This is a genomic window from Marvinbryantia formatexigens DSM 14469 (assembly GCF_025148285.1).
GTDB classification, from domain to species: domain Bacteria; phylum Bacillota; class Clostridia; order Lachnospirales; family Lachnospiraceae; genus Marvinbryantia; species Marvinbryantia formatexigens.
This window is the reverse complement of record NZ_CP102268.1, coordinates 1,011,546-1,037,350: the sequence shown is the minus strand read 5'-3', so window position 1 is coordinate 1,037,350 and position 25,805 is coordinate 1,011,546. Positions and strand designations below refer to the sequence as shown.

Annotated in this window: 20 protein-coding genes and 1 pseudogene; 18 read left to right on the top strand and 3 right to left on the bottom strand. The window is 52.4% G+C overall.

Annotated elements, in window-relative coordinates; translation table 11 throughout:
• Positions 1–30: 30 nt before the first annotated feature.
• The 5 genes from NQ534_RS05135 (at position 31) to NQ534_RS05115 (ending at position 6,859) form a co-directional block, all read left to right on the top strand.
• On the top strand, positions 31–2,229 hold the full coding sequence (locus tag NQ534_RS05135) for a glycoside hydrolase family 3 C-terminal domain-containing protein (protein ID WP_242655379.1): 2,199 nt from the start codon (positions 31–33) through the stop codon (positions 2,227–2,229).
• 123 nt (positions 2,230–2,352) lie between these two features.
• Positions 2,353–3,330 (top strand): alpha/beta hydrolase, encoded by a 978-nt coding sequence (locus NQ534_RS05130; RefSeq protein ID WP_242874366.1) that lies wholly within the window; start codon positions 2,353–2,355, stop codon positions 3,328–3,330.
• Positions 3,331–3,534: 204 nt separating this feature from the next.
• A complete protein-coding gene (locus NQ534_RS05125) occupies positions 3,535–4,920 on the top strand; it encodes a condensation domain-containing protein (protein ID WP_006862900.1) in 1,386 nt (461 codons plus the stop codon).
• Positions 4,921–5,064: 144 nt separating this feature from the next.
• Positions 5,065–5,301, top strand: a complete 237-nt coding sequence (locus NQ534_RS05120) for an acyl carrier protein (protein WP_006862901.1) — start codon at positions 5,065–5,067, stop codon at positions 5,299–5,301.
• Between the two features lie 4 nt (positions 5,302–5,305).
• Complete coding sequence (locus tag NQ534_RS05115) at positions 5,306–6,859, top strand: AMP-dependent synthetase/ligase (protein WP_006862902.1); 1,554 nt, start codon at positions 5,306–5,308, stop codon at positions 6,857–6,859.
• A 181-nt stretch (positions 6,860–7,040) separates the two neighbouring features.
• Here NQ534_RS05115 and NQ534_RS05110 read toward each other — a convergent pair whose 3' ends face one another.
• Entirely contained in the window at positions 7,041–7,643 is a 603-nt protein-coding gene (locus NQ534_RS05110) for a TetR/AcrR family transcriptional regulator (RefSeq protein ID WP_242655381.1), read from the bottom strand.
• 256 nt (positions 7,644–7,899) lie between these two features.
• Here NQ534_RS05110 and NQ534_RS05105 point away from each other — a divergent pair, with 256 nt between their 5' ends.
• A complete protein-coding gene (locus NQ534_RS05105; RefSeq protein WP_006862904.1) occupies positions 7,900–9,333 on the top strand; it encodes an alanine/glycine:cation symporter family protein in 1,434 nt (477 codons plus the stop codon).
• A gap of 135 nt (positions 9,334–9,468) precedes the next feature.
• Positions 9,469–10,443, top strand: coding sequence for a choloylglycine hydrolase (bsh, locus tag NQ534_RS05100; protein WP_006862905.1), 975 nt, complete (start codon positions 9,469–9,471; stop codon positions 10,441–10,443).
• Positions 10,444–10,629: 186 nt separating this feature from the next.
• Here the strand turns inward: bsh and NQ534_RS21960 are convergent, their stop codons facing one another.
• Positions 10,630–10,749, bottom strand: a complete 120-nt coding sequence (locus NQ534_RS21960; protein WP_465220231.1) for a putative holin-like toxin — start codon at positions 10,747–10,749, stop codon at positions 10,630–10,632.
• Between the two features lie 367 nt (positions 10,750–11,116).
• Here NQ534_RS21960 and NQ534_RS05095 point away from each other — a divergent pair, with 367 nt between their 5' ends.
• The 11 genes and pseudogenes from NQ534_RS05095 (at position 11,117) to NQ534_RS05045 (ending at position 24,661) form a co-directional block, all read left to right on the top strand.
• The gene (locus NQ534_RS05095; protein WP_040784016.1) at positions 11,117–11,536 is read left to right on the top strand and encodes a hypothetical protein; all 420 of its coding nucleotides are present in this window, start codon (positions 11,117–11,119) and stop codon (positions 11,534–11,536) included.
• An 82-nt stretch (positions 11,537–11,618) separates the two neighbouring features.
• Positions 11,619–13,799: a glycoside hydrolase family 2 TIM barrel-domain containing protein gene (locus NQ534_RS05090; protein ID WP_006862909.1), complete on the top strand. Its 2,181-nt coding sequence runs from the start codon at positions 11,619–11,621 to the stop codon at positions 13,797–13,799.
• 150 nt (positions 13,800–13,949) lie between these two features.
• Positions 13,950–14,393, top strand: coding sequence for a type II toxin-antitoxin system RelB family anti-toxin (gene relB / locus NQ534_RS05085; RefSeq protein ID WP_006862910.1), 444 nt, complete (start codon positions 13,950–13,952; stop codon positions 14,391–14,393).
• Positions 14,394–14,423: 30 nt separating this feature from the next.
• Positions 14,424–15,470, top strand: a complete 1,047-nt coding sequence (locus tag NQ534_RS05080; protein WP_006862911.1) for a LysR family transcriptional regulator — start codon at positions 14,424–14,426, stop codon at positions 15,468–15,470.
• A 199-nt stretch (positions 15,471–15,669) separates the two neighbouring features.
• Positions 15,670–16,974 (top strand): annotated as a pseudogene (locus NQ534_RS05075) (O-acetylhomoserine aminocarboxypropyltransferase/cysteine synthase family protein).
• Between the two features lie 319 nt (positions 16,975–17,293).
• A complete protein-coding gene (locus NQ534_RS05070; RefSeq protein WP_006862915.1) occupies positions 17,294–17,584 on the top strand; it encodes a DUF6110 family protein in 291 nt (96 codons plus the stop codon).
• Positions 17,585–19,666 (top strand): heavy metal translocating P-type ATPase, encoded by a 2,082-nt coding sequence (locus NQ534_RS05065; protein ID WP_006862916.1) that lies wholly within the window; start codon positions 17,585–17,587, stop codon positions 19,664–19,666.
• Positions 19,667–19,925: 259 nt separating this feature from the next.
• Positions 19,926–20,579 (top strand): response regulator transcription factor, encoded by a 654-nt coding sequence (locus NQ534_RS05060; protein WP_006862917.1) that lies wholly within the window; start codon positions 19,926–19,928, stop codon positions 20,577–20,579.
• A 55-nt stretch (positions 20,580–20,634) separates the two neighbouring features.
• On the top strand, positions 20,635–22,050 hold the full coding sequence (locus NQ534_RS05055) for a HAMP domain-containing sensor histidine kinase (protein WP_176944175.1): 1,416 nt from the start codon (positions 20,635–20,637) through the stop codon (positions 22,048–22,050).
• On the top strand, positions 22,040–23,056 hold the full coding sequence (locus NQ534_RS05050) for a hypothetical protein (RefSeq protein ID WP_074679853.1): 1,017 nt from the start codon (positions 22,040–22,042) through the stop codon (positions 23,054–23,056). Before NQ534_RS05055 ends, NQ534_RS05050 begins: the two co-directional genes overlap by 11 nt.
• A 102-nt stretch (positions 23,057–23,158) precedes the next feature.
• Positions 23,159–24,661, top strand: a complete 1,503-nt coding sequence (locus tag NQ534_RS05045; protein ID WP_006860767.1) for a Mur ligase family protein — start codon at positions 23,159–23,161, stop codon at positions 24,659–24,661.
• 15 nt (positions 24,662–24,676) lie between these two features.
• Here the strand turns inward: NQ534_RS05045 and NQ534_RS05040 are convergent, their stop codons facing one another.
• Complete coding sequence (locus NQ534_RS05040; RefSeq protein ID WP_040782193.1) at positions 24,677–25,534, bottom strand: shikimate dehydrogenase; 858 nt, start codon at positions 25,532–25,534, stop codon at positions 24,677–24,679.
• Between the last annotated feature and the right edge of the window lie 271 nt (positions 25,535–25,805).

Below are 25,805 nucleotides of genomic sequence, written 5' to 3'. Positions count from 1 at the left end.
AGGGGAAGAAAAATAAGGACGTTTACAGTAATGCTGGAAACGATACAAGAGAAAGGAACGCTTGTGCAGAATATGACAGACAGAGAATTGCGGCAAAAAGCCGGAGAAATTTTAGAAAAGCTATCTTTAGATGAAAAAATCGGCATGATTCACGGCGCACAGCTCTTCAAAACCGCGGGAGCAGAGAGCGCCGGTATTCCGCCGCTGGTAATGTCGGACGGTCCGATGGGGGTCCGGCAGGAGTTTGCGCCGGATGCCTGGAAGCCGGTGGGAAACAACGATGATTACGTGACTTACCTGCCCTGCAACAGTGCGATCGCGGCGACCTGGAACCGGGAGCTGGCATATGAAATGGGAAGTGTACTCGGCGCGGAGGCAAGAGGAAGGGGCAAGGACGTCATTCTCGCTCCCGGTGTGAATCTGAAAAGAAGTCCGCTCTGCGGAAGAAATTTTGAATATTTCAGCGAGGACCCCTATCTGACTAAGAAGCTGGCGGCGGCATATATCCGCGGCGTGCAGGCGTGGGATGTTGCGGCGTGCGTGAAGCATTTTGCTGTGAATAACCAGGAGACGCAGCGGCTCTGGGTGGAGGTTGAGATTGACGAGCAGGTCCTGCGCGAGCTTTATCTTCCGGCATTCTATGAGGCGGTAAAGGAAGGCGGGGCATACACGGTAATGGGCGCATATAACCGTCTGTACGGGGAGCACTGCTGTCAGAGCGATTTTCTGCTGCGCAGGATTCTGCGGGAGAAATGGGGCTTTGACGGTGTGATCATTTCCGACTGGGGCGGCGTGCATGACACGGAAGCGGCGGCATATTCGGAGCTTGATATTGAAATGTCCGTGACGTCTGATTTTGATGATTATTTTATGGCGGAGCCTCTGAAGAAAAAGATTCTGGCGGGCGAAATACCGGAGAGCACGGTTGATAAGAAGGTATTGTATATTCTGATGCTGATGCTGCGCCTGCATATGATTGGAGACGAACCGCGAAAGAGCGGGGCATATAATACGCCGGAGCACCGCGCAAAAACGCTGGAGGCGGCGCGCGAATCGGTGGTGCTTCTGAAGAATGACGATGGCAGGCTGCCGCTTTCAAAAGCGGCGCTGAAAAAGGTGCTCCTTGTAGGGGAAAATGCCGCCTGCGTGCATTCCAACGGCGGCGGCAGCGCGGAGATTAAAGCGCTTTATGAAATTACTCCGCTGATGGGGCTGAAAACACATCTGGGCGGGAATGCGCAGGTGGATTACACGCCGGGCTACTGCCGCGACGGGGGTGCGGAACAGGGCGACGCAAACTGGCAGGAGACAAGTCTGGAAAACGGCGGCGGGCAGATGCAGGCGGCGGACGCAGCCGCTGCGCAGGAAATGCAGCAGAAGCGCGCTGCGCTGCGAAAGGAGGCGGTGCGCCTTGCCGGGCAGTACGATACCGTCATTTATGTGGGCGGACTGAATCACGATTATGACTGTGAGGGCAGCGACCGCAGGGACATGAAGCTGCCCTATGAGCAGGACCGCCTGATAGCGGAGCTGCTGGAAGTGAAGCCGGATATGGTGATTGTGATGATAGGCGGAAGTCCGGTGGAAATGGGGCAGTGGATAGATAAGGCAAAGACACTTGTCTGGCACTGGTATGCCGGAATGGAGGGAGGCAATGCGCTGGCGGAGGTGCTTCTCGGCGAGACGAATCCTTCCGGAAAGCTGCCGGAAACCTTCTATAAAACGCATACCGACTGTTCCGCACATTCGCTTGGCGAATTTCCGGGCACGGATAAGGTGGCGTACCGCGAGGGCAGATATGTGGGTTACCGCTATAATGATAAATACCGGATTGAACCGCAGTTCCCGTTTGGCTACGGGCTTTCGTATACGACGTTTGCCTACCGTGACGCTGTTATCAATCCAAAGACCGGCGTTCTGTCCTGCTTTGTAAAAAATACCGGGGATGTGGCGGGCAAAGAAACCGTGCAGGTCTACCGGCGCGACACGGCGGACGACGCACCGGTGATGCAGGAGCTGGCAGGGTTTGAAAAAGTCTTCCTGGAACCGGGAGAGGAAAAACAGGTGGAAATCGCTGTGGAGCTGTACGGTATGCAGTACCCGGAAAAAGCGGCAGAGCCGTCCGGTGAAAAGTGCGGGGCGGTGTCTGCGCAGACCTCCAGGGAAAAAGCATATGTTTACTGCGTGGGAAGCTCCTCACGCGACATCCGGCTGACATGCTGTATATAGTGCGGCATTTATGCGGGTTTTCGCATCTGCCTGCCGGATATGATGAGCCGGCAGACAGACAGGTTTACAAATATCTGCGGGGCAGCTTATAGGACCTTCTACGGGGAGAATGGATGACATATTATGAAAAAAACAAAATTTGAGATTCTGGGGATTGCCGCTGCGGCGGCGGGGAGCTTTATGGCGTTCGGGTGGTCTTTTTTTGAAATGACGGTTCACTGCAGGAAGGACCGCAGACAGGTAAAGAAACAGTGGTTTTCGCTTTCCCATGCAAAAATAAATCATCCGCGGCATAAATTTGAAAAAGAATATGAAGAGGGAAAGGCATGGTGCAGGGCGCAGCGTATGCAGGACTGCTATATTTGCAGCAGAGACGGACTGCGGCTTCATGCCGGGTACCTGCCGGCGGAAAATGCGGAGCGCACAGTGCTGCTCAGTCATGGCTATAAAGGCAGCAACTTCGGGGATTTTGCATACATTGCGCAGTTTCTTCACGAGCATCACTGCAATCTTCTGTTTATCGACCAGCGCTGCTGCGGGGAGAGCGAAGGAGAATTTATCACCTTCGGAGCGAAGGAGCAGCAGGATGTGCAGGAATGGACCTGGTATCTCGCAAAGAGAAATAAGGAGAAGCTGCCCATTTATCTGTATGGGGAATCAATGGGAGCGACGTCCGTGCTCATAGCATCGGGGCATAATTTGCCGCGCGGGGTAAAGGGACTGATCGCGGACTGCGGTTTTAGTTCCATGAAGGGGCAGATTCAGGACATGGCGGCAAACTGGTTTCATCTGAAATGGGTGGGACTGCTGCTGTTCCGGCTGAATCTGTTCTGCAGGATTCTGGCAGGCTTTCGCATGAAGGATGCGGATACAACGGACGCCATGAAAAAAAACAACCGTCCGGTTCTGTTTTTCCACGGCATGAAGGATACGTATGTGATGCCGGAAAATACCCTGCACAATTATTCTGTTTGCAGGGCGCCAAAAGAGCTTGTGCTGGTGCCGGAAGCGCGTCATCTGTGCAGCGCTTACGAAGCGCCGGAATTATATAGAAGAAAAATACTGGAATTTTTCCAGAAGTATGACAAAACGCCGGTCTGACTGCCGGTGTTTTTTTATGGAAAAATTTATCGGATTATCTGCGGAAACAAAAGCGTTCCGGGAGAATAGGCATGCAAATGCAAAAGAAACAGATGGTATGTCTCGGACAATTTTGCGCAAACTGTCTGTTAAGTCTCCGAGGGGGTAGAAATCAAAAATAAAATGTGTTAAGGTCTCTGTCATAGAAAAAAAGGGAGGTAACACATGAGAGAATATTATCCATTAACAGCGGCACAGAAGATGCATTACAACTGGATTCGGAAGTACCGGACGCAGCAGGTGTCGGGGGTCAGTGTGGTGGCATCTTTAAAATCGCCGCTGGATTTTGGACTTTTGAAAAAATGTATACAACTGGAAACTGAGCGCTACGGGTGCATGAGAGTACGCTTTACGGCGCCGGATGAAAAGGGCGGGATAAAGCAGTATATTGTGGACAGGGATACACGGGATATTCCGATGAAGGATCTGTCCGGCATGAGCATGGCGGAGGCGGATAATCTGATGCAGCAGTGGGCTTACGAAACCTTTGACGGCGACGATATTCCGCTCTGCGATGTGACGATGCTGAAGCTGCCGGACGGGTATAATGGTTTCTTTATCCACATGGACCATCGCCTGATTGATTCCTGCGGTCTGGTTGTGATGATAAATGATTTGATGCAGCTTTACACGCATTACCGTTTCGGTTCGGCGTATCCGCAGGATCTGGCGGATTATGAGACGGTTCTGGCGAAGGATTTGAAGCGGGCGAATAACGAGAAGCGCTTTGCGAAGGACAAAAAATTCTGGGATGACCAGCTCAATGCCCTGGGAGAGCCGCTCTACTCGGATATTCAGGGACCTTCCGTTCTGGAAGCGGCAAGAAAACGCCACAAAAATCCAATGCTGCGGGCGGCGGATATCGAGCTGGACAACCTGTTTGTGGAAGTGAAGGATTACAGGCTGGAACCGGAGCCGACCAAAAATCTGATTGATTTCTGTATGAATCATCAGCTTTCCATGACAAATCTGCTGCTGCTGGGCATCCGTACTTATTTATCGAAGGTGAACAACGGGCAGGAGGATATTACCATTGAAAACTTTATTTCCAGACGTTCCACGCATGATGAATGGACGTCGGGAGGAAGCCGCACGATTATGTTCCCGTGCCGGACAGTGATTTCGCCGGAGACGGATTTTCTGTCGGCGGCATACGAAATCCAGAACGTCCAGAACCGCATTTATATGCACAGCAATTACGACCCGGCGCTGATTGAGGAAGAGATGCGGAGAAGATATCACACACCGGAAAATACAACATATGAAAGCTGTTACCTTACCTATCAGCCGATGCCGGTGCAGATGGATAATCCGCATCTTGCCGGAATCTCACAGCATGCGAAATGGTTTGCGAACGGCGCGGCGACGAAGAAAATGTATCTGACCGTGTCACATACGCCGGACGGAGGCATGAACTTCTCTTATCATTATCAGACAGCGCAGCTTTGCGAGCATGATATGGAACTGCTGTATTATTATATGATGCGCATTCTGTTTAAGGGAATTGCCGAGCCGGATATGAGCATCGGAGAAATTATGGAGCTGGTATAAAGCATGGTGCAGGTATAGAGCACAGCGCAGATAAAAATACAGCATAGATAAAATACAGCATAAATAAAATATGGCGCAGATAGAAAATACTGAGCAGATACGGAAAACGAAGAATAGATATAGTAAGAAAATGGAGGGAAAATCATGACACAGGAAATGCAGTTTAAGACAATCGCGGCGCAGTATTGCGGGGTAAAGCCGGAGGATATGACAAATGATATGAGATTTCGTGAGGACCTGGGCTTCAGCTCTCTGGATTTTATGTCTTTTCTGGGCGAGCTGGAGGATACCTTTGATGTAGAGCTGGAAGAGGAAGAGGTTGTAAAGATTCTCACGGTGGCGGAAGCACTCGCATTGCTGGAAAAATTACAGGAGGAATAAGAGGATGCTGATTCGGGATATTATAGAGGAAAGCGGAAAAAAATATGCCGGGATTACGGCAATCAAGTGGCTGAAGAAAAAGGAAATCATGGAAATGAGTTACCGGGAGCTGCTGGAAAATGCCGCTGCGGTGAGAAGAGGACTGCTGGCGGAGGGATTTGCCGGAGCGCATCTTGCGCTGATTGGCAGCAGCTCTGCGGAGTGGGTGGAGAGCTATCTGGGCATTATCACCGGAAATACGGTTGCCGTGCCGCTGGATGCAAATCTTCCGGGTGAGGACCTTGTGGATTTGCTTAACCGTTCCGATGCGGCTGGTCTTTTTCTGAGCACGAAGCAGAAGGGGCTTCTGGGGCAGATTCTGGACGAATGTCCGAAGCTTAAAAAAATCTGGATGCTGGAGGATGCTGTGGAACCAGGTAATGCCTCCGGCGCAGAAGTGACTTCTCTGGCAGACTTAAAGGCGGCCGGCGCAGGCAGCGTGGCAGATGCGGACAGACCGGACCCGGAGAGCATTGCGACGATTATTTTTACCTCCGGAACAACCGGCAAGAGCAAGGGCGTTATGCTGACACAGAAGAATCTGGCGGAGAATGTAAAATCTGTGCAGTACACCGCAGAGCCGGGAAGCGTGCTGCTCAGTGTGCTCCCGATTCATCATGCATTCTGCCTGGTAATGGACTGGCTGAAGGGCTTCTCTCTGGGAACAACGGTGTGCATCAACGATTCTCTGCTGCACATGGTGAAAAATATGGGCGTGTTCCAGCCGCAGGTCATGCTGATGGTTCCGCTGATGGTGGAGACGATTTATAAGAGACTTGCCGGGGCGGACGCTTCCATACCGAAGCAGATGGTGGCGAAAGCCGTATTTGGCGGAAGGCTGCACACCATCTTTACCGGAGGCGCGCATCTGGACCCGTACTATATTGACAGATTTGCCGAGTATGGCGTGGAAGTTCTGGAGGGCTACGGAATGTCGGAATGCTCGCCGGTCATCAGCTCCAATACGCCGGAGGACCACAAGAAGGGTTCGGTCGGCAGACCGCTTCCCAATGTGGAGCTTTCGTTTGATAACGGCGAGATCCTGGTGCGCGGAAGCAGCGTCATGAAGGGATATTACCAGATGCCGCAGGAGACGGCGGACACCTTAAAAGACGGCTGGCTGCACACGGGAGATAAGGGATATCTGGACGAGGACGGCTTCCTGTTTATCAACGGACGTGTCAAAAATCTGATTATTCTTTCTAACGGAGAAAACATTTCGCCGGAGGAAATTGAAAATAAGCTGGCGCTTGGCGCTCTGGTTGGAGAGGTCATTGTGACCGGTGAGAACAACGGACTTACCGCGAGAATTTATCCGGATCCGGATGTTGTTGCGGCAAAGGGAATGGATGCGGAGGCTGTCCAGACAGAGCTGCAGGCATTTCTGGACCAGTATAATAAGACGCAGCCGTCCTACCGCCAGATTACCGGGCTGGTTGTGCGGAAAAATCCGTTCATCAAGAGCGCGACCCGGAAAATTAAACGGCAGGAGGTTCTGGTGGACGAGCCGTGCGCATAAAAAGTCAAATACCCGGATGCAGGCATCGGGGTATTTGTTCTACGCTTCGCTGCGGTCGGCGCTAAACGTGTGCCGCTGGCACACAGCGCCCCTCGCGGCAGGTCTACATGTCACTTCGGTCGGCGTTAAACGTGTGCCACCGGCACACAGCACCGCCAAATGGACATGCAAGCATGTCCGCTCAGGACATAAAGGGCAGCATCCCGCCCACGAAAGCGTGCGTCAGAATACCGGCGATAGTTTCCGGGGAGCTGCGGAAATCATCCATAATCCACTTGTGCAGCACGCCGATGGTACTGCCGATTGCGCAGGCGATCATATAGGAAAACTCCTCCTTGCTGCAGTGGGTGGGAGCAGTGGTGCGCGTGACATTTGTCACGTAGCGGTGCAGCATGGTAAGGGTTCTTTCAAAAAAACCGTCCCCCTGCGGGTTGCACAGAAGATTCGCCAGAAACGGGTTCGTCCTGGTATAATTACAGACGGTAAGAAAAAAAGATTTGCACATATCATGGTCATTCTTTGGATGAAAGGTCTCCATGAGGGAAAAAATGTCATGGATGGTCTTGTCCTCAATGGCGGTAATCAGAGCCGGAATGTTTTCGTAGTGATTATAAAAGGTACTGCGGACGATTCCGGCTTTTTTTATGACGTCCGATACCGTGATTTTTTCCAGTTCTTTTTCCTTCAGAAGCAAAAAAAAAGCGTCATAAATGGCTTCGTCGGCGACAGAGTAGCGCTCGTCAGATTTTTCATCATATCGTGTATCCTGCATTTCATAACTCATAAGATTCTCCTGTGGGGATATACATCCTGCTTTTATGCTCATATCGGGGCGGCTTCCGGGGTCTTGCACCCACTATAGAGCCGGCTCATGTGGATTAAGACCCTTTTGTCCCCTGATACTATTTATTATACCACAAAATTGTCGTCAGATTGAATGAAAAACATTCTTTACAATATATTTTTATTGTCAGGGTGACAAATCGCGCCTGTTCGTTTATACTGTTTATAAAAACGAAAGATATGGAGAAAATTTTATTATGGAGATGATTCAGACATTCGGGCAGGGGCTGATAGCCCTGGTGCAGGTGATTTATAATTTTCTGTGGGGCGATTTGATTACGATTCCGCTGCCGGGCGGCGGCAGCGCAGGACTGTCGCTGCTGGTTCTGATTCTCACGCCGGTGGGAATCTATTTTACTGTCCGGACGCGGTTCGTGCTTGTGCGGCAGTTTCCGGAAATGCTGCGCATTGCGGTGGAGAAAAAGCAGGAGACGCAGAAAAACAGTATTTCCGGGCTGCAGGCGCTGATCGTATCTACGGCGACCAGGGTTGGCATGGGAAATCTGGTGGGCGTGGTGGCGGCAATCTCCGCGGGCGGCGCCGGCGCGGTGTTCTGGATGTGGGTGATGGCGCTGCTCGGTTCTTCGACGGCTTTTGCGGAGGCGACGCTGGCGCAGCTTTACCGCCAGAAGGACCCGCTGTACGGAGGCTACCGGGGCGGCCCGGCGTATTATATCCATGCATTTGTGATGAGGAAAAAGAAGCATAAGAGGAAAAAAAGTGTGCTGGCGGCGTTGTTTGCACTCTCCGGGCTGATTTGCTGGTGCGGCATCAGCCAGGTAATCAGCAATTCCGTCACCTCCGCGGTGGACAATGCCTTTTCCATTCCGCCGCTGTATACAACGATTGCGCTTGTGGTGGTTGCGGCAGTGATAGTCCTGCGGAAAAATGCGACCGTGAAAGTGCTTGACGTAATGGTGCCGGTGATGGCGGGCTGCTATTTTCTGATGACGTTGTTTGTGATTGTCCGCAATGCGGGTGCGCTGCCGGCGGTTTTTGAGCGCATTTTTGCGGAGGCGTTCGGACTGCGGCAGGTGGCGGCTGGCGGCTTCGGCGCCGTGCTGATGAACGGAGTGAAACGCGGGCTGTTTTCCAATGAAGCCGGTTCCGGCTCCGCACCCTGCGCGGCGGCAGCGGCAGATGTCACACATCCTGCAAAAGCAGGGCTTCTGCAGGCATTCGGTGTATTTGTGGATACGATTGTTATCTGCAGCTGTTCGGCAATGATTATGCTGCTGGCGCCCGCAGAGCAGATAAAAGGACTGGCGGGAATGGACCTGCTGCAGGAGGCGATGCGCTATCACTTTGGCGATTTTGGCGTGGTCTTTATTGCTGTCATTCTGCTGCTGTTCAGCTTTTCGACCTTTATCGGCATCTTATTTTATGCAAGGTCCAATGTCGCATATTTATTTGGTGATAACTGGACTTCGCAGACGGTCTATAAATGCATTGCGCTTGTAATGCTTTTTATCGGCGGTCTTGCCGCGTATACCTTTGTCTGGGACCTTGGGGACGTGGGCATCGGGCTTATGACCATCTTCAATATGGTTGCGCTGCTGCCGCTGTCCGGGGAGGCGGTCGCCGCGCTGAAGGATTATGAAAAGCAAAAGCGGAAGTCCCGGCAGGATTGACAGGTACAAACAGGGCTGGGGTATTAACAGGCTGACAGGTACAAACAGGGCTGGCAGATATTCAGGGCTGACAGGGCATAACAGAAGATGACATGGGATAGATAATAGAAAAATAGCAGAACAGGAGGAAAATTTATGTGCACAGCCGTCACTTACTGCACACGTGATTTTTACTTTGGCAGAACGCTGGATTACGACCGGACCTTCGGGGAGGAGGTTGTTGTCACCCCGCGGAAGTATCCGTTTAAATTCCGGTGCATGGGAACGATGGAAACGCATTATGCCATGATTGGAATGGCACATATTGCAGAAGGTTACCCGCTTTATTATGAGGCGGTTAATGAAAAGGGACTTTGCATGGCGGGGCTGAACTTTGTCGGCAATGCTGATTATAAAAAAGAAATGCTGGACAGGGATAATGTGGCGCAGTTTGAATTTATTCCCTGGATACTGGGACAATGTGACTCGGCGGCGCAGGCGTCAGGGCTGCTTGAACGCATAAATCTTACAGACCATCGCTTTTACAGTGAGCTGCCGCCCGCGCAGCTTCACTGGCTGATTGCGGACAGACACGGGGCGGTCACGGTGGAGGCGGTAAAAGATGGTATCCGGGTATACGACAATCCAGTGGGCGTGCTGACAAACAATCCGCCCTTTGAGGAGCAGATGTTCCAGCTCAACAATTATATGCATCTGTCTCCGAAGGAGCCGCAGAACCATTTTTCGGAAAAGCTGTCTCTGCGGGCGTACAGCCGCGGCATGGGAGCGCTGGGGCTGCCGGGGGATTTATCCTCGCAGTCGCGCTTTGTGCGGGCGGCATTTACAAAAATGAATGCCGTTTCCGGGGATTCGGAGGAGGAGAGTGTGAGTCAGTTTTTCCACATCCTCGGCGCCGTGCAGAATCAGCGCGGATGCTGTCAGACGGACGGGGGCAGGTATGAGATTACCATCTATACCTCCTGCTGCAACGCCGACCGGGGAATCTATTACTACACCACCTACGAAAATCACCAGATAACAGCAGTGGATATGTTCCGGGAGAATCTGGAGGAAACGCAGCTGGCGCGCTATCCGCTGATTACCGGGGAACAGATTCGCTGGGAGAATTAAAACTGAGAAATTAAAATTGAGTGAAAAATCTAACGGCAAAAAGTGAAAAAGAACTTGAAGAATATGGGGTGATGTGATAATATGAAATAAGAAAGCACCCATTCCAAAGTGGATGCTCCAAGCTTAGGTTTTTTACATGCCCTTAAAGGCACAGCCTATCCTGTGTGCAGACAGGATAGGCATTTTTTACTTTCGCTTCTTCCTCTTTTTATCGAGAAAAGCAAGCAACGCAATAACAAACATACCGACAGCCACCATTAAAGAAGCTACGGCTAAAATCGTTGAGACAATTTCATATGCAGTCATCGGCGCCACCTCCCTTCCTATGTATAAAATAAGCCGGGAGGCTACCACCCCATCATAGGTGCTTTCCACAGATTCATTCTACCATATATTCTATAAAAACACAACCAATAAGAAAATCAATTTATCAAATTAAAATATATACAAATATTATGAAACGTGCAGAAGAAGGTATGATATGCCGGATGAAAAACAGATACAACCGGATTCTATGCAAAATATGCACTTGAAAAGTACAGAATAGGAATGAAGTGTTGTCATTTTTGCCATAAAATAATAGAATATGTACCAACAAATGTTTGCGCGGACATGTTTTACTGACCCGGCGTCTGCAGCGCACGGGAAAAGAAAATTTTATGGAGGTAGAGAAATGAAACATTCCAGATTATGGACTGGTCTGTCGTCTTTGTGCAGCTTCCTGCTGGTATTGTCGCTGGTGGGTATGGACTGCATGATGGGGTATGCGGGAACCGTAAACCAGGCGCTCGGCATCCAGACCAGTAAGGATGCCGTGATGAATCATTTCTGCGAGATTCCAGAGGGAGAGGCGATGGAAGCAAAGGGTGTTCATGCGGGAGCAAAGCACTGCACTGGAAACGACCAGGAAAACAACCGCGAAGGAATCGCTGTATTCTTTAATGAGCAGGCATTTCGTGAGGGCGCGCTGGCAGTTGTGGGCGGACAGACCGTGATGCATGGTTTTAACCGTCTGGGCTTTGTATGGTGCTCCTCCAGTACGGAACTCTGCACACAGGTGCTGGAGAATGAATGGGGCGTCACCGGACAATAGGAAACGATGCGATTGCAGCCGTTATGGCAGTCAGTGCGGTTCTGACGATTGCGGCAGGATTTATGAGGCGTGAAAAGGAAGTATGAGAAAAGAATCATTTAACGAAAACTGGATTTGTTATCAGACAGGGAAAAGGGAAGCGGCGTTTGCCGTTTCTCTTCCCCACGATGCCATGCTGCTGGATGAGAGGCGCCAGGGCAGTGCGGGCGGCGTCAATAATGGCTGGATTGACGCGAAGGATTATACGTATGAAAAAGTATTCACGGCTTCAGAGGAATGGCGCGGGCAGAAAATAATTCTGTACTTTGAGGGCGTATATCACAGGGCGACGGTGTATCTGAACGAAGAAAAGCTTTGCAGTCATAATTATGGATACACAGGCTTTTTTGTGGACATCACCGGGAAGCTGCGTTACGGAGCGGAAAATACTTTGATGGTGACAGCGGTCAACAGTGACCAGCCGAACAGCCGCTGGTATTCGGGCACGGGCATTTACCGTCCTGTCTGGTTGTACCGGCTGCCGGAGCAGCATATCTGTCTGCAGGGAATCAGAATTACTACGCTTGCTTACCGCACGCCGCGCATCCGCGTGCAGGTGCAGAGCACCGGAAAAGGAACGGTGCGGGTGGAAATCCTGGAAGCCGGAGCGCCGCATGTTCTGTGGGAGCTGCGGGGAGCCTGCATTCATCATGATAATGGTATTCTGGGAGCCTGCGCCTATGATTTTGCGGAGTACCGGAAAATCCGGCTTTTGAAAGAAGGCGGCTACAATGCCGTGCGCTCGGCGCACAATCCCTGCTCGGAGGCGATGCTGCGCGCCTGTGATGAGCTTGGAATGCTTATGATGGACGAATATGCAGATATGTGGTATATTCATAAGACAAAGAATGATTACGCCACGGAGGTGGAGACGCATTACCGGGAAGATTTAAAAGCGATGGTGGATAAAGATTACAACCATCCGTGCGTGGCGATGTATTCGACCGGAAATGAGGTGTCGGAGACCGCGCAGAAGCGGGGAATCAGGCTGTGCGGCGAGCTGACAGCGTGTCTGCATGAGCTGGACGGCACGCGCCCTGTTACCTGCGGCGTCAATATTTTCTTCAATTTTTTAAGCTCTATGGGCTTTGGCGTTTACAGCGACAAAAAGGCGGAGCAGGCAGTCAGAAATGCGAAAAAGAAAAAGGCGGTAGGAAGTGAATTTTTCAATAACCTTGCCGGGCTGATGGGCTCAGAATTTATGAAATCCGGCGCGACGCTGTATCCCTGCGATGTGAAGACGCGCGATGCGTTTGCCGCTATGGATGTTGCGGGCTATAATTATGGGATAAAGCGCTACCGGCACGATTTGAAAAAATATCCGCAGCGTCTCATACTGGGCAGTGAGACCTTCTGCTCGGATGCATACACTTTCTGGGAGATGGCGAAAAAAAATCCGCGTATTATAGGAGATTTTGTCTGGTCCGGCATGGATTATCTGGGAGAGGTCGGTGTGGGAAGCTGGGAATATAAGGCGTATGCTCCGGACTTTTCGCACGGAAAGGGCTGGGTGACAGCGGGAACCGGCAGAATTGATCTGACAGGCAGAGCGCTTGCGGAGCTGACCTACACAAAAGTGGCGTTTGAAATGGAAAAAATCGGCATCGGCGTGATACCGGTACCCTATGCGGGGCAGAAGCATTCGCCGTCTGCGTGGAAAATGACGAATGCGGTCGAGAGCTGGTCATGGCGCGGCTGCGCGGGCAAAAAGACGCAGGTGGAGGTATATGCGCGGGCGGACCATGTGTCACTGTTTGTGAACGGCGAATGTGTCGGCACGAAGAAACCGCAGAACGACTGCCGTGTGATATTTGATACCGTTTATCAGGATGGAAGCGTGCGCGCAGTAGCTTATGATGAAAATGACGGTGTTATTGCCGAGAAAGAGCTGAAAACTGCCGGACGGGAAACAGTGCTGACGGTAAAGCCGGAGTGTTCCTGCGTAAGTGCAGAGGAGCTGTGCTATGTCCGCCTGCAGTTTACGGACAGGGAAGGCACGCTCAAGCCAATGATGCGCGGCGACATTACGGTGCAGGTGGAGGGCGGCACGCTTCTCGGACTTGGCAGCGCCTGCCCGTATTATACAAAAAGCTATCTTGGAAATGTAACAGATACTTATTATGGTGAAGCACTCGCAGTGATAAAACCCGGCAGGGCAGAGAGCGTACATGTATACGCTGTAAGCGAACATGCCAGAGGCAGCGCCGGGATAAAAATTAAGTAAAAAGTAATAGTTTCGCAGTAACCAAGGCCGGGCAAAACCTGAAAAAGCAACAGATGATTGCTTGCCGCGAACGCGAGACCTGCGTTATAATGGATGCATTCCCGGAGGGCGGGGAAAAAAAGGGTTTGACCGGACAGGGAGGATGGGAATATGGAGACGAAGGATGTTCTGAAAAAGATTCGCATAGAAAACAGTCTTACGCAGGAGGAAATGGCGGAGAGGCTGGCTGTTACCCGCCAGGCGGTTTCGCGCTGGGAAAACGGCGATGCGACGCCGAATATAGAAACACTGAAGCAGATTTCAACAGCTTTCGATGTTTCCATTAACACACTGCTGGGGAGTCCCCGGAAGCTTTTCTGCCAGTGCTGCGGGATGCCGCTGGAGGAGGATGGCGTAATCAGCCGGGAGGTGGACAACAGCTTTAATGAAGACTATTGTAAGTGGTGCTATGCGGACGGGCAGTTTGTATACAAAAGTATGGATGAGCTGCTGGACTTTCTGGTGGAGCACATGCCGGCAGGCAATTTTACACCGGAGGAGGCGCGGAAATATTTTTCCGGGCAGCTCTCCGGTCTGAAGCACTGGAAACAATGAAAAATCAATGATTCTGGAAGAGGGATACTTATGACACTGATGCAGCTTCGGTATATCATTACCATTTCGGAAACCGGGTCTCTTAATAAAGCGGCGGAGCTTTTATATGTTTCGCAGCCGTCGCTGACGAGTGCGGTAAAAGAGCTGGAGAGGGAGCTTGGGATTACGCTGTTTTACCGCAGTGGGAGAGGCGTGACGCTTACCGGCGATGGGGCGGAATTTCTGCTGTACGCGAAGCAGCTCTACAGTCAGTATGAGGATTTGATGGAGCGCTACGGGGAGCACGGGACGCGCAGAAAAAAGTTCGGGGTGTCGGCGCAGCATTATTCCTTTGCGGTGAAAGCCTTTGTGGATATGGCAAAGGAATTTGATATGCTGAAATATGATTTTGCCATCCGGGAGACGCGCACCGCGGAGGTCATCAGTGATGTCCGCACACTGCGGAGTGAAATCGGCATTCTTTATTTATGTGACTTTAACAGAAAGGCGCTGGAAAAGCTGCTGGCACAGGCGGAGCTGGTGTTTCATCATCTGATTGACTGCCAGGCATACGTGTACCTCTGGAAGCAGCATCCGCTGGCAAAGGAAAAGGCGGTCAGCCTTGCGCAACTGGAACCATATCCGTGCCTTTCCTTCGAGCAGGGAGACGGCGCAGGCTTTTATCTGGCGGAGGAGCTTCTGGCTACCCGTGAATATGCGCGCACCATCAAGGCAAACGACCGTGCAACCATGCTCAATCTGATGATAGGCTTAAACGGGTACACCCTGTGCTCCGGCATCATCTGTGAAGAGTTAAACGGCAGCGACTTTGTGGCGGTGCCGTTTGTGGAGGATGCGCAGGAGAGCGACGGTACGCGGCATCCAGACACATCACAGAAACAGGATGTTGCATGGCATCCGGATACGTCACAGGAGCAGGATGTTGCATGGCATCCGGACACATCACAAAAACAGGAGGATGCGCAGCACCGCGCGGTTACGATGGAAATTGGTTATATCACCCGGAAGAATATGATACTTACGGAAATGGGAGAGCGGTACGTGGCGGCGCTGAAGAAATATTTGAAAATATCATGAGCCAGGGGATAAACAGACATAAAACCTTTTTGCCGGGCAAATTTAATATCATAATGCCTGGAGCGCTGGCTGACAGCGCCAGAAGCATAACACATCCGGTTATAGACTGAATCTATAACCGGATATTTTTTTCGTGTATTAGACAAAGATTTCCTACTGTGTTAGTATGAATTCATCAAAGCACAGGAGGATATGAAAAATGGCAAATATAAAAGATTCTAAAAACTGGGGATTTGAGACAAGACAGCTTCACATCGGGCAGGAGAAGGCGGATCCGGTGACGGACGCCAGAGCGGTTCCGATTTATGCAACAACTTCTTATGTATTTCATGATTCGCAGCACGCGGCGGACCGCTTCGGTCTTCGCGATGCCGGAAATATTTACGGCAGACTGACCAATCCGACGCAGGATGTTTTTGAGCAGCGCATTGCATCCCTGGAGGGCGGCGTGGCGGCGCTGGCGGTTGCATCCGGCGCGGCGGCAATCAGCTATACATTTTAGGCGCTGGCAAAGGCGGGAGAGCACATTGTGGCATCCAAAACGATTTACGGCGGAACCTACAATCTGTTGGCGCATACGCTTCCGCTCACAAACGGCATTACCACAACCTTTGCAGACCCGGAAAAAGAAGGCTCCTTTGAGGCGGCAATACAGGAAAACACCAAGGCGATTTTTGTCGAGACACTGGGAAATCCGAATTCCAACCTGGTGGATCTGGAGGAGCTGGCAGAGGTGGCGCACCGGCATAACATTCCGCTGGTCGTGGATTCCACCTTTGCAACCCCGTATCTGATACGTCCGCTGGAGTACGGTGCGGATATCGTGGTTCATTCCGCGACGAAGTTTATCGGCGGACACGGAACGGCAATCGGCGGCGTTATTGTGGACGGCGGAAAATTTGACTGGAAGGCTTCCGGAAAATACCCGTGGATTTCTGAGGCAAATCCGAGCTATCACGGCGTGTCGTTTACGGACGCTGCAGGTCCGGCGGCTTTTGTGACCTACATCCGCGCGGTCCTTCTGCGCGATACGGGAGCCACGCTCTCCCCGTTCCACGCATTTATCTTCCTGCAGGGACTGGAAACGCTTTCGCTCAGAGTGGAGCGTCATGTCAGCAATGCGCTGAAAATCGTAGACTATCTTGCAAAGCATCCGCAGGTGGAGGCGGTGCATCATCCGTCCATAGAGAGCGAGCCGAGCCACGCGCTTTATAAAAAATATCTGCCGGACGGCGGCGGTTCGATTTTCACCTTTGAGATTAAAGGGGATGCAAAGACGGCGCAGAAATTCATTGATAATCTGGCGATTTTCTCGCTGCTGGCAAATGTGGCAGATGTGAAGTCGCTCGTGATTCATCCGGCAACCACTACCCACAGCCAGTGCACAGAGGAGGAACTGCTGGACCAGGGAATCCGCCCGAACACCATCCGGCTCTCTGTCGGCATAGAAAAAGCGGAGGATCTGATTGCCGCGCTGGACGCAGCCTTTGAGGCGGTAAAGTAAAACGGAAATGTAACAGGGCAGCCTGGCTGAACTGTTACACGGAAATCGGGACACCGGCGGAAATTATTCTGCCGGTGTTGCGTTATGGGAAAAAATAGCGTATACTAGTAAACGTTAGAGACTTCTAACTGTATGCGGACAGGCAAAGCAGAAAGTGTGGATGCCAGATCTGCCGGAATGGTAACAGAACTGCCGGAAGGGGAGGTGATTTCCATGAAGCAGCACAGGTTCTGGGCATGGGCGATGGTTGTGTGCCTCGTAATGCTATTCTACACCGGAAAAAAACACAAATAAAGAATTAAGTAGGGAGGAAATAAAAATGGACAACAAATTAAAAAATCTTGGATTATTTGCAGGCGGCGTTTTGTTTGGAACAGCAGGTATCAAGCTGCTCTCCGGGCGTGACGCGAAAAAATGTTACACAAACTGCACGGCGGCGGTACTGCGCATGAAGGAAAGCGTTATGAAGACTGCGGCGACTGTACAGGAAAATGCGGAGGATATTCTTGCGGAGGCAAAGCAGATCAATGAGCAGCGCGCTGCTGAGGAGGAAGCCGCAGAGGTAAGCGGAGAAGAGAGTCCGGAAGAGAGCCAGGAAGAAGGGGCATAAGTGAACTTTGTAATTAAACATGAAATTCCGGGGAGAATCCGCGTGCACATGAAGCAGAAGCATATGAGCTGCCTGGAGGCGGACACGCTTCTGTATTATCTGAACAATCTGCAGGGTGTTACGCAGGCGAAGGTATATGAAAGAACGGCGGACGCCAGCATATGCTATACCGGGGAACGGGCGGAGCTGATAGCGGCGCTGAAGAAATTCTGTTACGCGTCGGTCGAGCTGCCGGATACGGTACGGGAAAATTCCGGAAGGGAGCTTAGCCGCACCTATCAGGAAAAGCTGGCATTCCGGGTTATCCGGCACTATGCGGGAAAGCTGCTTCTGCCGTTTCCGGTGCGTGCCGCCTGGATTGCGGTAAGCTCTCTGAAATATATCAAAAAAGGTCTGCAAAGTCTGGCGGAAAGAAAGCTGGAGGTTTCCGTGCTGGATGCGGCGGCGGTCGGCGTATCCGTGCTGCGCGGGGATTTTGATACGGCGGGCTCCGTTATTTTCCTGCTCGGAATCGGGGAGACGCTGGAGGAGTGGACACATAAAAAATCGGTCGGCGACCTTGCGCGCAGCATGTCCCTGAACAACAGCAGGGTGTGGCTGCAGGCGGACGGACAGGAGGTCCTGGTGGACGCCCGCACCATTAAAAAGGATGACCATGTGGTTGTTTACATGGGCAATGTGATACCTTTTGACGGCGTGGTGGTGTCCGGCGACGGAATGGTAAACCAGTCGTCGCTCACCGGGGAACCGCTTCCGGTGCACCGCAGGGCGCATGAATCGGTGTATGCGGGCAGTGTACTCGAAGAGGGCTCTCTGACGATTGCCGTGAAAAATGTTTCCGGTTCCTCCCGTTACGAGAAGATTGTGACCATGATAGAGGAATCGGAAAAGCTGAAATCTTCGGTGGAAGGCAAGGCGGAGCGGCTGGCGGACAGGCTGGTTCCGGTGACGCTGGCAGGAACGGCAGGCGTATGGCTTCTTACGCGGAATGTCACAAAAGCGCTGTCTGTGCTGATGGTTGATTTTTCCTGCGCGCTGAAGCTTTCGATGCCGATAGCCGTGCTCTCCGCTATCCGCGAGGCGGGCAATTACCGCATTACGGTGAAGGGTGGAAAATACCTGGAGGCGGTTGCGGAGGCAGAGACGATTGTCTTCGACAAGACCGGTACGCTCACAAAGGCAAAGCCGGTGGTGAAGCAGGTGGTGCCGTTCTGCGATATGCCGGAGGCGGAGCTTCTGCGTCTGGCGGCGTGCCTGGAGGAGCACTTCCCGCATTCGATGGCGAAGGCGGTGGTGAACGCGGCAAAGCAGCGCGGACTGGACCACGAGGAAATGCACACGAAGGTGGAATACATCGTCGCCCACGGTATCTCGTCCACGATCGCCGGGAAAAAGGTCATTATCGGCAGCTATCATTTCGTGTTTGACGATGAAAAGAGCACGGTCCCGGAGGAGTACCGGCAGCAATTTGAGACATTGCCGGAGGAATACTCGCATCTGTATATGGCGGTGGACAACGTGCTTGCGGCGGTCATCTGTATAGAGGATCCGCTGCGCCCGGAGAGCGCGGAGGTGATAGAAGAGCTGCGCAGGGCGGGCTTCTCCAAGATTGTCATGATGACCGGGGACAGCGAACGCACAGCGGCAGCGGTTGCGGCGCACGTCGGCGTGGATGAGTATTACGCGGAAGTGCTGCCGGAGGACAAGGCGAAGTTTGTGAAGCAGGAAAAGCAGGCAGGACACCGTGTCCTGATGGTGGGAGACGGTATCAACGATTCTCCGGCGCTGTCGGAGGCGGATGCCGGAATTGCCGTGAGCGACGGCTCGGAGCTGGCGCGCGAAATTGCGGATATCACGATTGCGGCGGACGATCTCTATGAGATAGTGCGTCTGAAATATTTAAGTAAGGCGCTGATGAAGCGGATTCACGGTAATTATGCCAAAATTGTCAGCTTCAACACCGGACTGATTCTGTGCGGTGTGAGCGGAATCCTGCAGCCGCCGACATCGGCGCTGCTGCACAATCTTTCCACGCTGATGATCAGTCTGCAGAGCATGAAAAATCTGCTGGATGAAAAGTAAAAAAGGAAGGCTTCTTTTGGGCTTTCTGCGGTCTGCCCGGAGCATGGCGCGGCATTTTCTGCTGCCCGGCTCCGGGATTTTTATGTTGCCATGTATGCCCGAATTGTAACACAAAATCTGTTACTGTTCACGTCGTTCACAGTAACATTCGCAAATCCATTTAGAATTCGCTTCGCGAAAGGGATTTGTGATATTGCGTATTGTTATCCGGAGCAGATTTCAGTATAATGAAAAAAAGCCATAAAAATGGGGGAGAGAAATGATTAAAATACTGATTGTGGAGGATGAGGAAGCTATTGCGAACCTCATACGGATGAATCTGGTAAAAGCGGGCTACCAGTGTGAGCTGGCTTTTGACGGGGAGGAGGCGGCGGATAAGATTGCCCAGAAGAGCTATGACCTGATTCTGCTGGATATCATGCTGCCGAAGCTAAACGGTTATGAGGTGCTGGAGTACGCAAAATCGGTGGATATTCCGGTGATTTTTCTGACGGCGATGGGCGAGACGCAGCAGAAGGTAAAGGGGCTGCGGCTGGGCGCGGAGGATTATATCGCAAAGCCCTTTGAGATTGCGGAGCTGCTGGCGCGCGTGGAGACGGTACTGCGCCGCTATAAGAAAACGGAGCAGAAGCTGCGGCTCTATGACATTGAGATTGACACGCAGTCGCGCAGGGTGGAGCGCGGCGGCAGGGAAGTAGATCTTACCATCAAGGAATACGAGTTGCTGCTTTTATTTCTGCGCAACAAAAACCGTGCGCTGTACCGGGAAACCATTTATGAGAGCGTATGGGGCGGCGAATACAGCGGGGCGGGCAGAACCGTCGACCTGCATGTGCAGCGCTTAAAGAAAAAACTCGGTCTGGAGGAACACATCACCGCTATTTATAAGGTAGGCTACCGGCTGGAGGTGTAATTCCGGGCGGAAGATAACAGGAGGACCAATGAAATTATCCTGGAAACTATTTTTTTTGACAACACCGATTTTTATCCTGTTTCTCACTCTGACAGGCTCCTGGGTAATCCAGGACAGCTTTCAGAGGAGCCTGCAGCAGGAAATCGGGCGCTGCCTGGCGGAAAACCAGCTTTTCCAGAATTCCTATGAGCTTACCCGGCACAATCTTTCCAAGAAGCAGCTTGCCAAGGTGTCGGTGGACTGGCTGGTGGAGAGCTTCTACCAGCATGACGGAAAAAAGGGTACGAATACGCGGATTTACGACGAAAGCGGCAGCGTTCTGTATCAGGATACCGGTATGCAGGTGGAGCACAATATCCGGGAGAGCCTGACGCCGGAAAACAATACTGGCTATGAGCTGGTAAAGTGGCACGACAAAATGTATCTTGTCGTCATGAGCGCCACCAGCTTTTCGCAGTATATAGAGACGACGGCGGACATTTCCGAGCTGTTTACCAGCCGGTCGGAGATGTATGCAAGATACCAGACGGCGATGCTGTTCGTCTGCCTGGCGGCGGGCGGGCTGATTCTGCTTGTCATTTTCGCCGTTATGAAGAATGTGAAAAAGCTTTCCACGGCGGTGCGCAGCTTTGCCGGGGGACAGTATGGCGTGCGCGCGCAGGTGAAGAGCCATGATGAAATCGGCGCGCTGGCGGCGGACTTCAACTGGATGGCGGATGCCATGAGCGTCCAGATGGAGAAACTGCAGAGCGAGGTGGAGAGGCAGGAGGAATTTACCTCCGCGTTTGCGCATGAGCTGAAGACGCCGCTCACCTCCATCATCGGCTATGCGGACACGCTGCGGCAGATGGAGCTCTCCAGGGAAGAGACGGATATGTGCGCCAATTATATTTATCACCAGGGAAAGCGTCTGCAGTCGCTTTCCTACAAGCTGCTGGAGCTGATGATGGCGGGCAGGCAGGATTTTCAGCAGAAGGAAATCCCGGTGCAGGAATTCCTGCAGGAGGTAGGCGCGGCGGTGGCTCCGGCGCTGGAGGAAAAAGGGATTTTGCTGGAAATCCAGGCGCAGAAGGGCGTTATTTACGGCGACCGGGACCTGCTCTCCACGGTATTTATCAATTTTATCGATAATGCCCGCAAGGCGTCTGAGAGCGGACAGCATATCTGGGTGAAGGGCTTTGTAAACGGTGCCGGCTATATCATCACAGTGGAGGATGAAGGGCGCGGAATACCGCAGGAATCGCTGAGCCGTATCACGGAAGCGTTTTATATGGCGGATAAATCGCGTGCGCGCAAGGAGGGCGGAGCCGGTCTGGGGCTGGCGCTCTGCCGGAAAATCCTGGAGGTTCACAGGGCGCTCTGGAAAATAGAGAGCGAGCAGGGCAGGGGAACCAAAATCACGGTCTGCCTGAGAAACACGCAGATGAAATGGCAGGAGCAGAGAAGGCGCAGGAGGAAAGATGTCGGATAAAAAGAAAATAAAAACGATTCTGCTGTATGCGGCGGGAGTTCTTGTTCTGGCTCTGTGCATAGCGGCGGGCTGGTTTCTGCCGGAAGCCTACGGCAACTGGCAGGATAGCCGGCTGATCGGGCAGGTGCAGCTCTCAGACCGCGCGGAGATTGATTTCCTGGACGGGGCTGAGCTGGACCAGATTTCCAGATGGCAGGAGCTGGAGGCGTGCACTGATTTTTTCTGGGAAAACGGCGAGGGATGGTACTATACCGTTACATCGGAATGGGATGAGTATATTCAGGCATGTGAGGAGGAAGCAAAAATCTGGTGTGCAAACGGACTGCTTCCACTGGAGGAAGAACAGCTTGACTTAGCAAAACGGGTAGTATATCTGGTAGAATGCAGAACGCTCATTGCGGGAGAAAACGAGATTCCGGTGGCAATCTTCTCTTTCTCGCTGGACGAAGATTTATTTACGGATGACAGTGGAAAAGGATGCGTCACGATGGTCCTGGATGCCGAAACGAAAAAAGCGTACTACATGTCGGCGGTCGGGAACGGGGTGCGGGAGTATATGGCAGAGCAGCTTGGCTATTCCTCACTGGATGACCTGCAGAGTAATCTGGTGAAGAATGGCTCGCGGGAATTTGAGGTCAGCCCGGATATCTCCGGAATGGATTTTGCCGCTGTCTGCGGCGCGGACCGTGCGGTAGTGACCTCTTCTCCGGGGTATCTGGAGCTGGAGGCGGATATTGTATACGATTCCTTCCGGACAGTGGCGCAGCGCCGCCTGATTGAAGGGGAGAATTACCAGTCCTTCAAAGAATATCCGGATTCGGTCGCAGGCTACGGACTTGCCGTGATGTTCGGACCGACAGAAAGTCCCGGCGTATTTATGGAATGTCTGTACAAGGAGGATGCAGACGGGAGCTACTGGCAGAGTATTGATGGATTGATTGATACAGAGCTGTTCTGCGATGTACTGTATACAGACGGATATTATAATGGAAGCGAAAACTGGTAGAAAAATAAAAAAAGATACAACTCTGATACAGTTTTGAAGAAATTCTGATGCATGCCGGAGTTATCCTTTCTGCAGAAATGAAACAGAAAAGGAGTGGCGGGCATGATTACAACGCATGATGTGGAGCGGATTTTGAGGGAGCAGGGGCTTCTCTGCCGTGCGGATAAAAATGAAGAGGCGGCGCCGGTTACGTGGGTTACGTGTGATTCCAGAGAAGTAATTCCCGGCACGCTCTTTATCTGCAAGGGGGCGGAGTTTCTGCCGGAATACCTGCTGGAGGCTGTGGCGTATGGCTGCATTGCCTATATGAGCGAGGAACGCTGGGGAACGCCGAAAACAGTCAGAGGCTTTGTGGTAAAAGATATCCGGCGCGCGATGGCGGTGGTGTCGGCGGCATTTTTTGAATATGAGCCGGAGGCGCTGAAGCTCACAGGAATCACCGGAACCAAGGGAAAGACGACGACGGCGTGGTATCTGCGGGCGATGCTGGATGAATGGCAGCAGGAAAAGGGCAAAAAGAAAACGGGGCTTATTTCCAGTGTGGAAAATTTTGACGGAAACTGCCGCTCGGATGCGGTGATGACGACGCCGGAGGCGCCGGTGCTTTATGAGCTGATCGCGCGGGTGAGGGCGGCAGGAAGCGAATACATGACGATTGAGACCTCCAGCCAGGCGCTGAAGTATCACCGGGTGGACGGGCTGCATTTCCAGGTGGGTATTTTTCTGAATATATCGGAGGACCATATCAGTCCGGGCGAACATCGGGATTTTGAAGATTATTTCCAGTCGAAGCTGTCTCTGCTCAGACAGTGCGGTACGGCGTGCGTGAACCTGGACAGCGATTATGCGCAGCAGATTCTGAAAGAAGCGCGGAAGGCGCAGCGCGTGGTGACGTTCGGGCAGCATCATGAGGCGCAGCTCCGCTACCGGATTCTGCCGGAAAAGGACGGAAAGCAGACCTTTGAAGTCACCTGTCCGCAGTTTACGGAGCAGTTTTCGCTGAAAATGAGGGGGAGCTTTAATATAGAAAACGCTGTGGCTGCGATTGCCGCCGCACAGGTGTACGGTGTACCGGTACACTGTATGCAAAAAGCGCTGGCGGAAACGACCGTTCCGGGAAGAATGGAGGTCTTTGAAAGCGGGGATAAGAAGGTCTGCGCGATTGTGGATTATGCGCACAATCAGCTCAGCTTCCAGAAGCTGTTCCAGACGGTATTCCAGGAATACCGGAGCTTTCACCGGATTATCACGGTGTTTGGCTGTCCGGGCGGCAAGGCGCTCAACCGCCGCAGGGAGCTCGGCGTGCTGGCGGGGATGTTCTCGGATTATGTTTATGTGACATCGGACGACCCCGGCATGGAGGATGAGAGCAGGATCGCCGACGAGGTGGGCAGCTATGTGGAAATGGCAGGGGGAGCCTGCGACTGCATAGCGGACCGCAGAATCGCCATCCGCAGCGCGCTGGAGAAAGCCGGTTCCGGAACGGAAAAAACGCTGGTTCTCGTTCTGGGAAGAGGCAGCGAAAAGTTCCAGAGAATCGGACGGCGGCTCTATGCCTATCCCACCGACGCCAACATTGTGCGGGAGCTGATGGCGGCGCACTGATGCATCAGCACCGGTTTAGCAGAAAAATTCTGCCTTGATTTCCTCCACCGGCATGTCACATCCTGTCCAGAGACGAAATGCTTCCGCGCCCTGGTAGAGTAACATATACAATCCGTTGCATGTGCGGCAGCCGCGGCTCTGGGCGTCTTCCATCAATTTTGTCCGGCGCGGATTATAAATGACATCGGAGACAATCAGCTCCTCATGGAGCATTGTGACGTCCGGAACCGGGCTGACACCGGTATCCGGCGCCATGCCGACGGGCGTCGCGTTGGTGAGAAGATAGCTGTCAGCCAGCTCTTTTTTTAACGTACTGCTGTCGGCAATATCAAACAGGGAAACGCGGCAGCCGGTGCGGTCATTCAAGGTATCCGCAAGCTTCTGCGCGCGTTGCCAGGAACGTCCCCTGCGGTTAAAGAGCGAAAGCTGTGAAACTCCGTCGAGAGCAGCCTGCACGGCAATCGCCGTGGCTGCGCCGCCGCCGCCCAGGAGCACCATTTTTTTCCCAATAACATCTACCGAAGCCTCCCGGAGTGCCGCCATATAGCCGATGCCATCGGTATTGTGTCCGGTCAGAACGCCGTCCTCAATGACGACCGTATTGACAGCGCCGATGATTTCCGCGGCGGGGGAAAGCCTGTCGGCAAGCTCGCACATGCGGATTTTTACCGGCATCGTGCAGTTGAAGCCGCGTGCGTTCAAAAATTTAAGTGACTTTATCGCCTCTTCCATATCTGCTTCCTTCGCTTCAAAGCAAAGATACGCATAGTCAAGCCCCAGAAGCTGGAAGGCTTTATTGTGCATCAAGGGGGAAATGCTGTGCGCGACCGGACTTCCAAGAAGCCCGGTCAGACGTGTGCGTCCGGTAATCATATGATTTAAGTCTCCTGTCTGTAAAATTCTATCTGTAAATGCTGCGCTTTTGCGCTGTGTTATTGCAGCGACAGATCCCGCGAGCGGGAAATGCTAAGGGTATTATACGCCCACCCGGAGAAATCGGCAAGGAGAAGATGGAAGCTGTTTACTGTTTGCGCCAGCCTCAAACACCTGCTGCGTCGCGAAGCCCGGTTACTGTTCACTCCGTTTAAATCCATTTAGAATTCGCTTCGCGAATGGGATTTGCTCACACTTGAATCACTTCTTA

Coding starts and splice junctions, on each gene's coding strand:
- NQ534_RS05095 (WP_040784016.1), top strand. CDS start 11,117: ATGAAACATTCCAGATTATGGACTGGTCTGTCGTCTTTGTGCAGCTTC.
- NQ534_RS05130 (WP_242874366.1), top strand. CDS start 2,353: ATGAAAAAAACAAAATTTGAGATTCTGGGGATTGCCGCTGCGGCGGCG.
- NQ534_RS05120 (WP_006862901.1), top strand. CDS start 5,065: ATGACACAGGAAATGCAGTTTAAGACAATCGCGGCGCAGTATTGCGGG.
- NQ534_RS05070 (WP_006862915.1), top strand. CDS start 17,294: ATGGACAACAAATTAAAAAATCTTGGATTATTTGCAGGCGGCGTTTTG.
- NQ534_RS05050 (WP_074679853.1), top strand. CDS start 22,040: ATGTCGGATAAAAAGAAAATAAAAACGATTCTGCTGTATGCGGCGGGA.
- bsh (WP_006862905.1), top strand. CDS start 9,469: ATGTGCACAGCCGTCACTTACTGCACACGTGATTTTTACTTTGGCAGA.
- relB (WP_006862910.1), top strand. CDS start 13,950: ATGGAGACGAAGGATGTTCTGAAAAAGATTCGCATAGAAAACAGTCTT.
- NQ534_RS21960 (WP_465220231.1), bottom strand. CDS start 10,749: ATGACTGCATATGAAATTGTCTCAACGATTTTAGCCGTAGCTTCTTTA.
- NQ534_RS05060 (WP_006862917.1), top strand. CDS start 19,926: ATGATTAAAATACTGATTGTGGAGGATGAGGAAGCTATTGCGAACCTC.
- NQ534_RS05045 (WP_006860767.1), top strand. CDS start 23,159: ATGATTACAACGCATGATGTGGAGCGGATTTTGAGGGAGCAGGGGCTT.
- NQ534_RS05110 (WP_242655381.1), bottom strand. CDS start 7,643: ATGAGTTATGAAATGCAGGATACACGATATGATGAAAAATCTGACGAG.
- NQ534_RS05125 (WP_006862900.1), top strand. CDS start 3,535: ATGAGAGAATATTATCCATTAACAGCGGCACAGAAGATGCATTACAAC.
- NQ534_RS05090 (WP_006862909.1), top strand. CDS start 11,619: ATGAGAAAAGAATCATTTAACGAAAACTGGATTTGTTATCAGACAGGG.
- NQ534_RS05115 (WP_006862902.1), top strand. CDS start 5,306: ATGCTGATTCGGGATATTATAGAGGAAAGCGGAAAAAAATATGCCGGG.
- NQ534_RS05080 (WP_006862911.1), top strand. CDS start 14,424: ATGACACTGATGCAGCTTCGGTATATCATTACCATTTCGGAAACCGGG.
- NQ534_RS05135 (WP_242655379.1), top strand. CDS start 31: ATGCTGGAAACGATACAAGAGAAAGGAACGCTTGTGCAGAATATGACA.
- NQ534_RS05105 (WP_006862904.1), top strand. CDS start 7,900: ATGGAGATGATTCAGACATTCGGGCAGGGGCTGATAGCCCTGGTGCAG.
- NQ534_RS05040 (WP_040782193.1), bottom strand. CDS start 25,534: ATGATTACCGGACGCACACGTCTGACCGGGCTTCTTGGAAGTCCGGTC.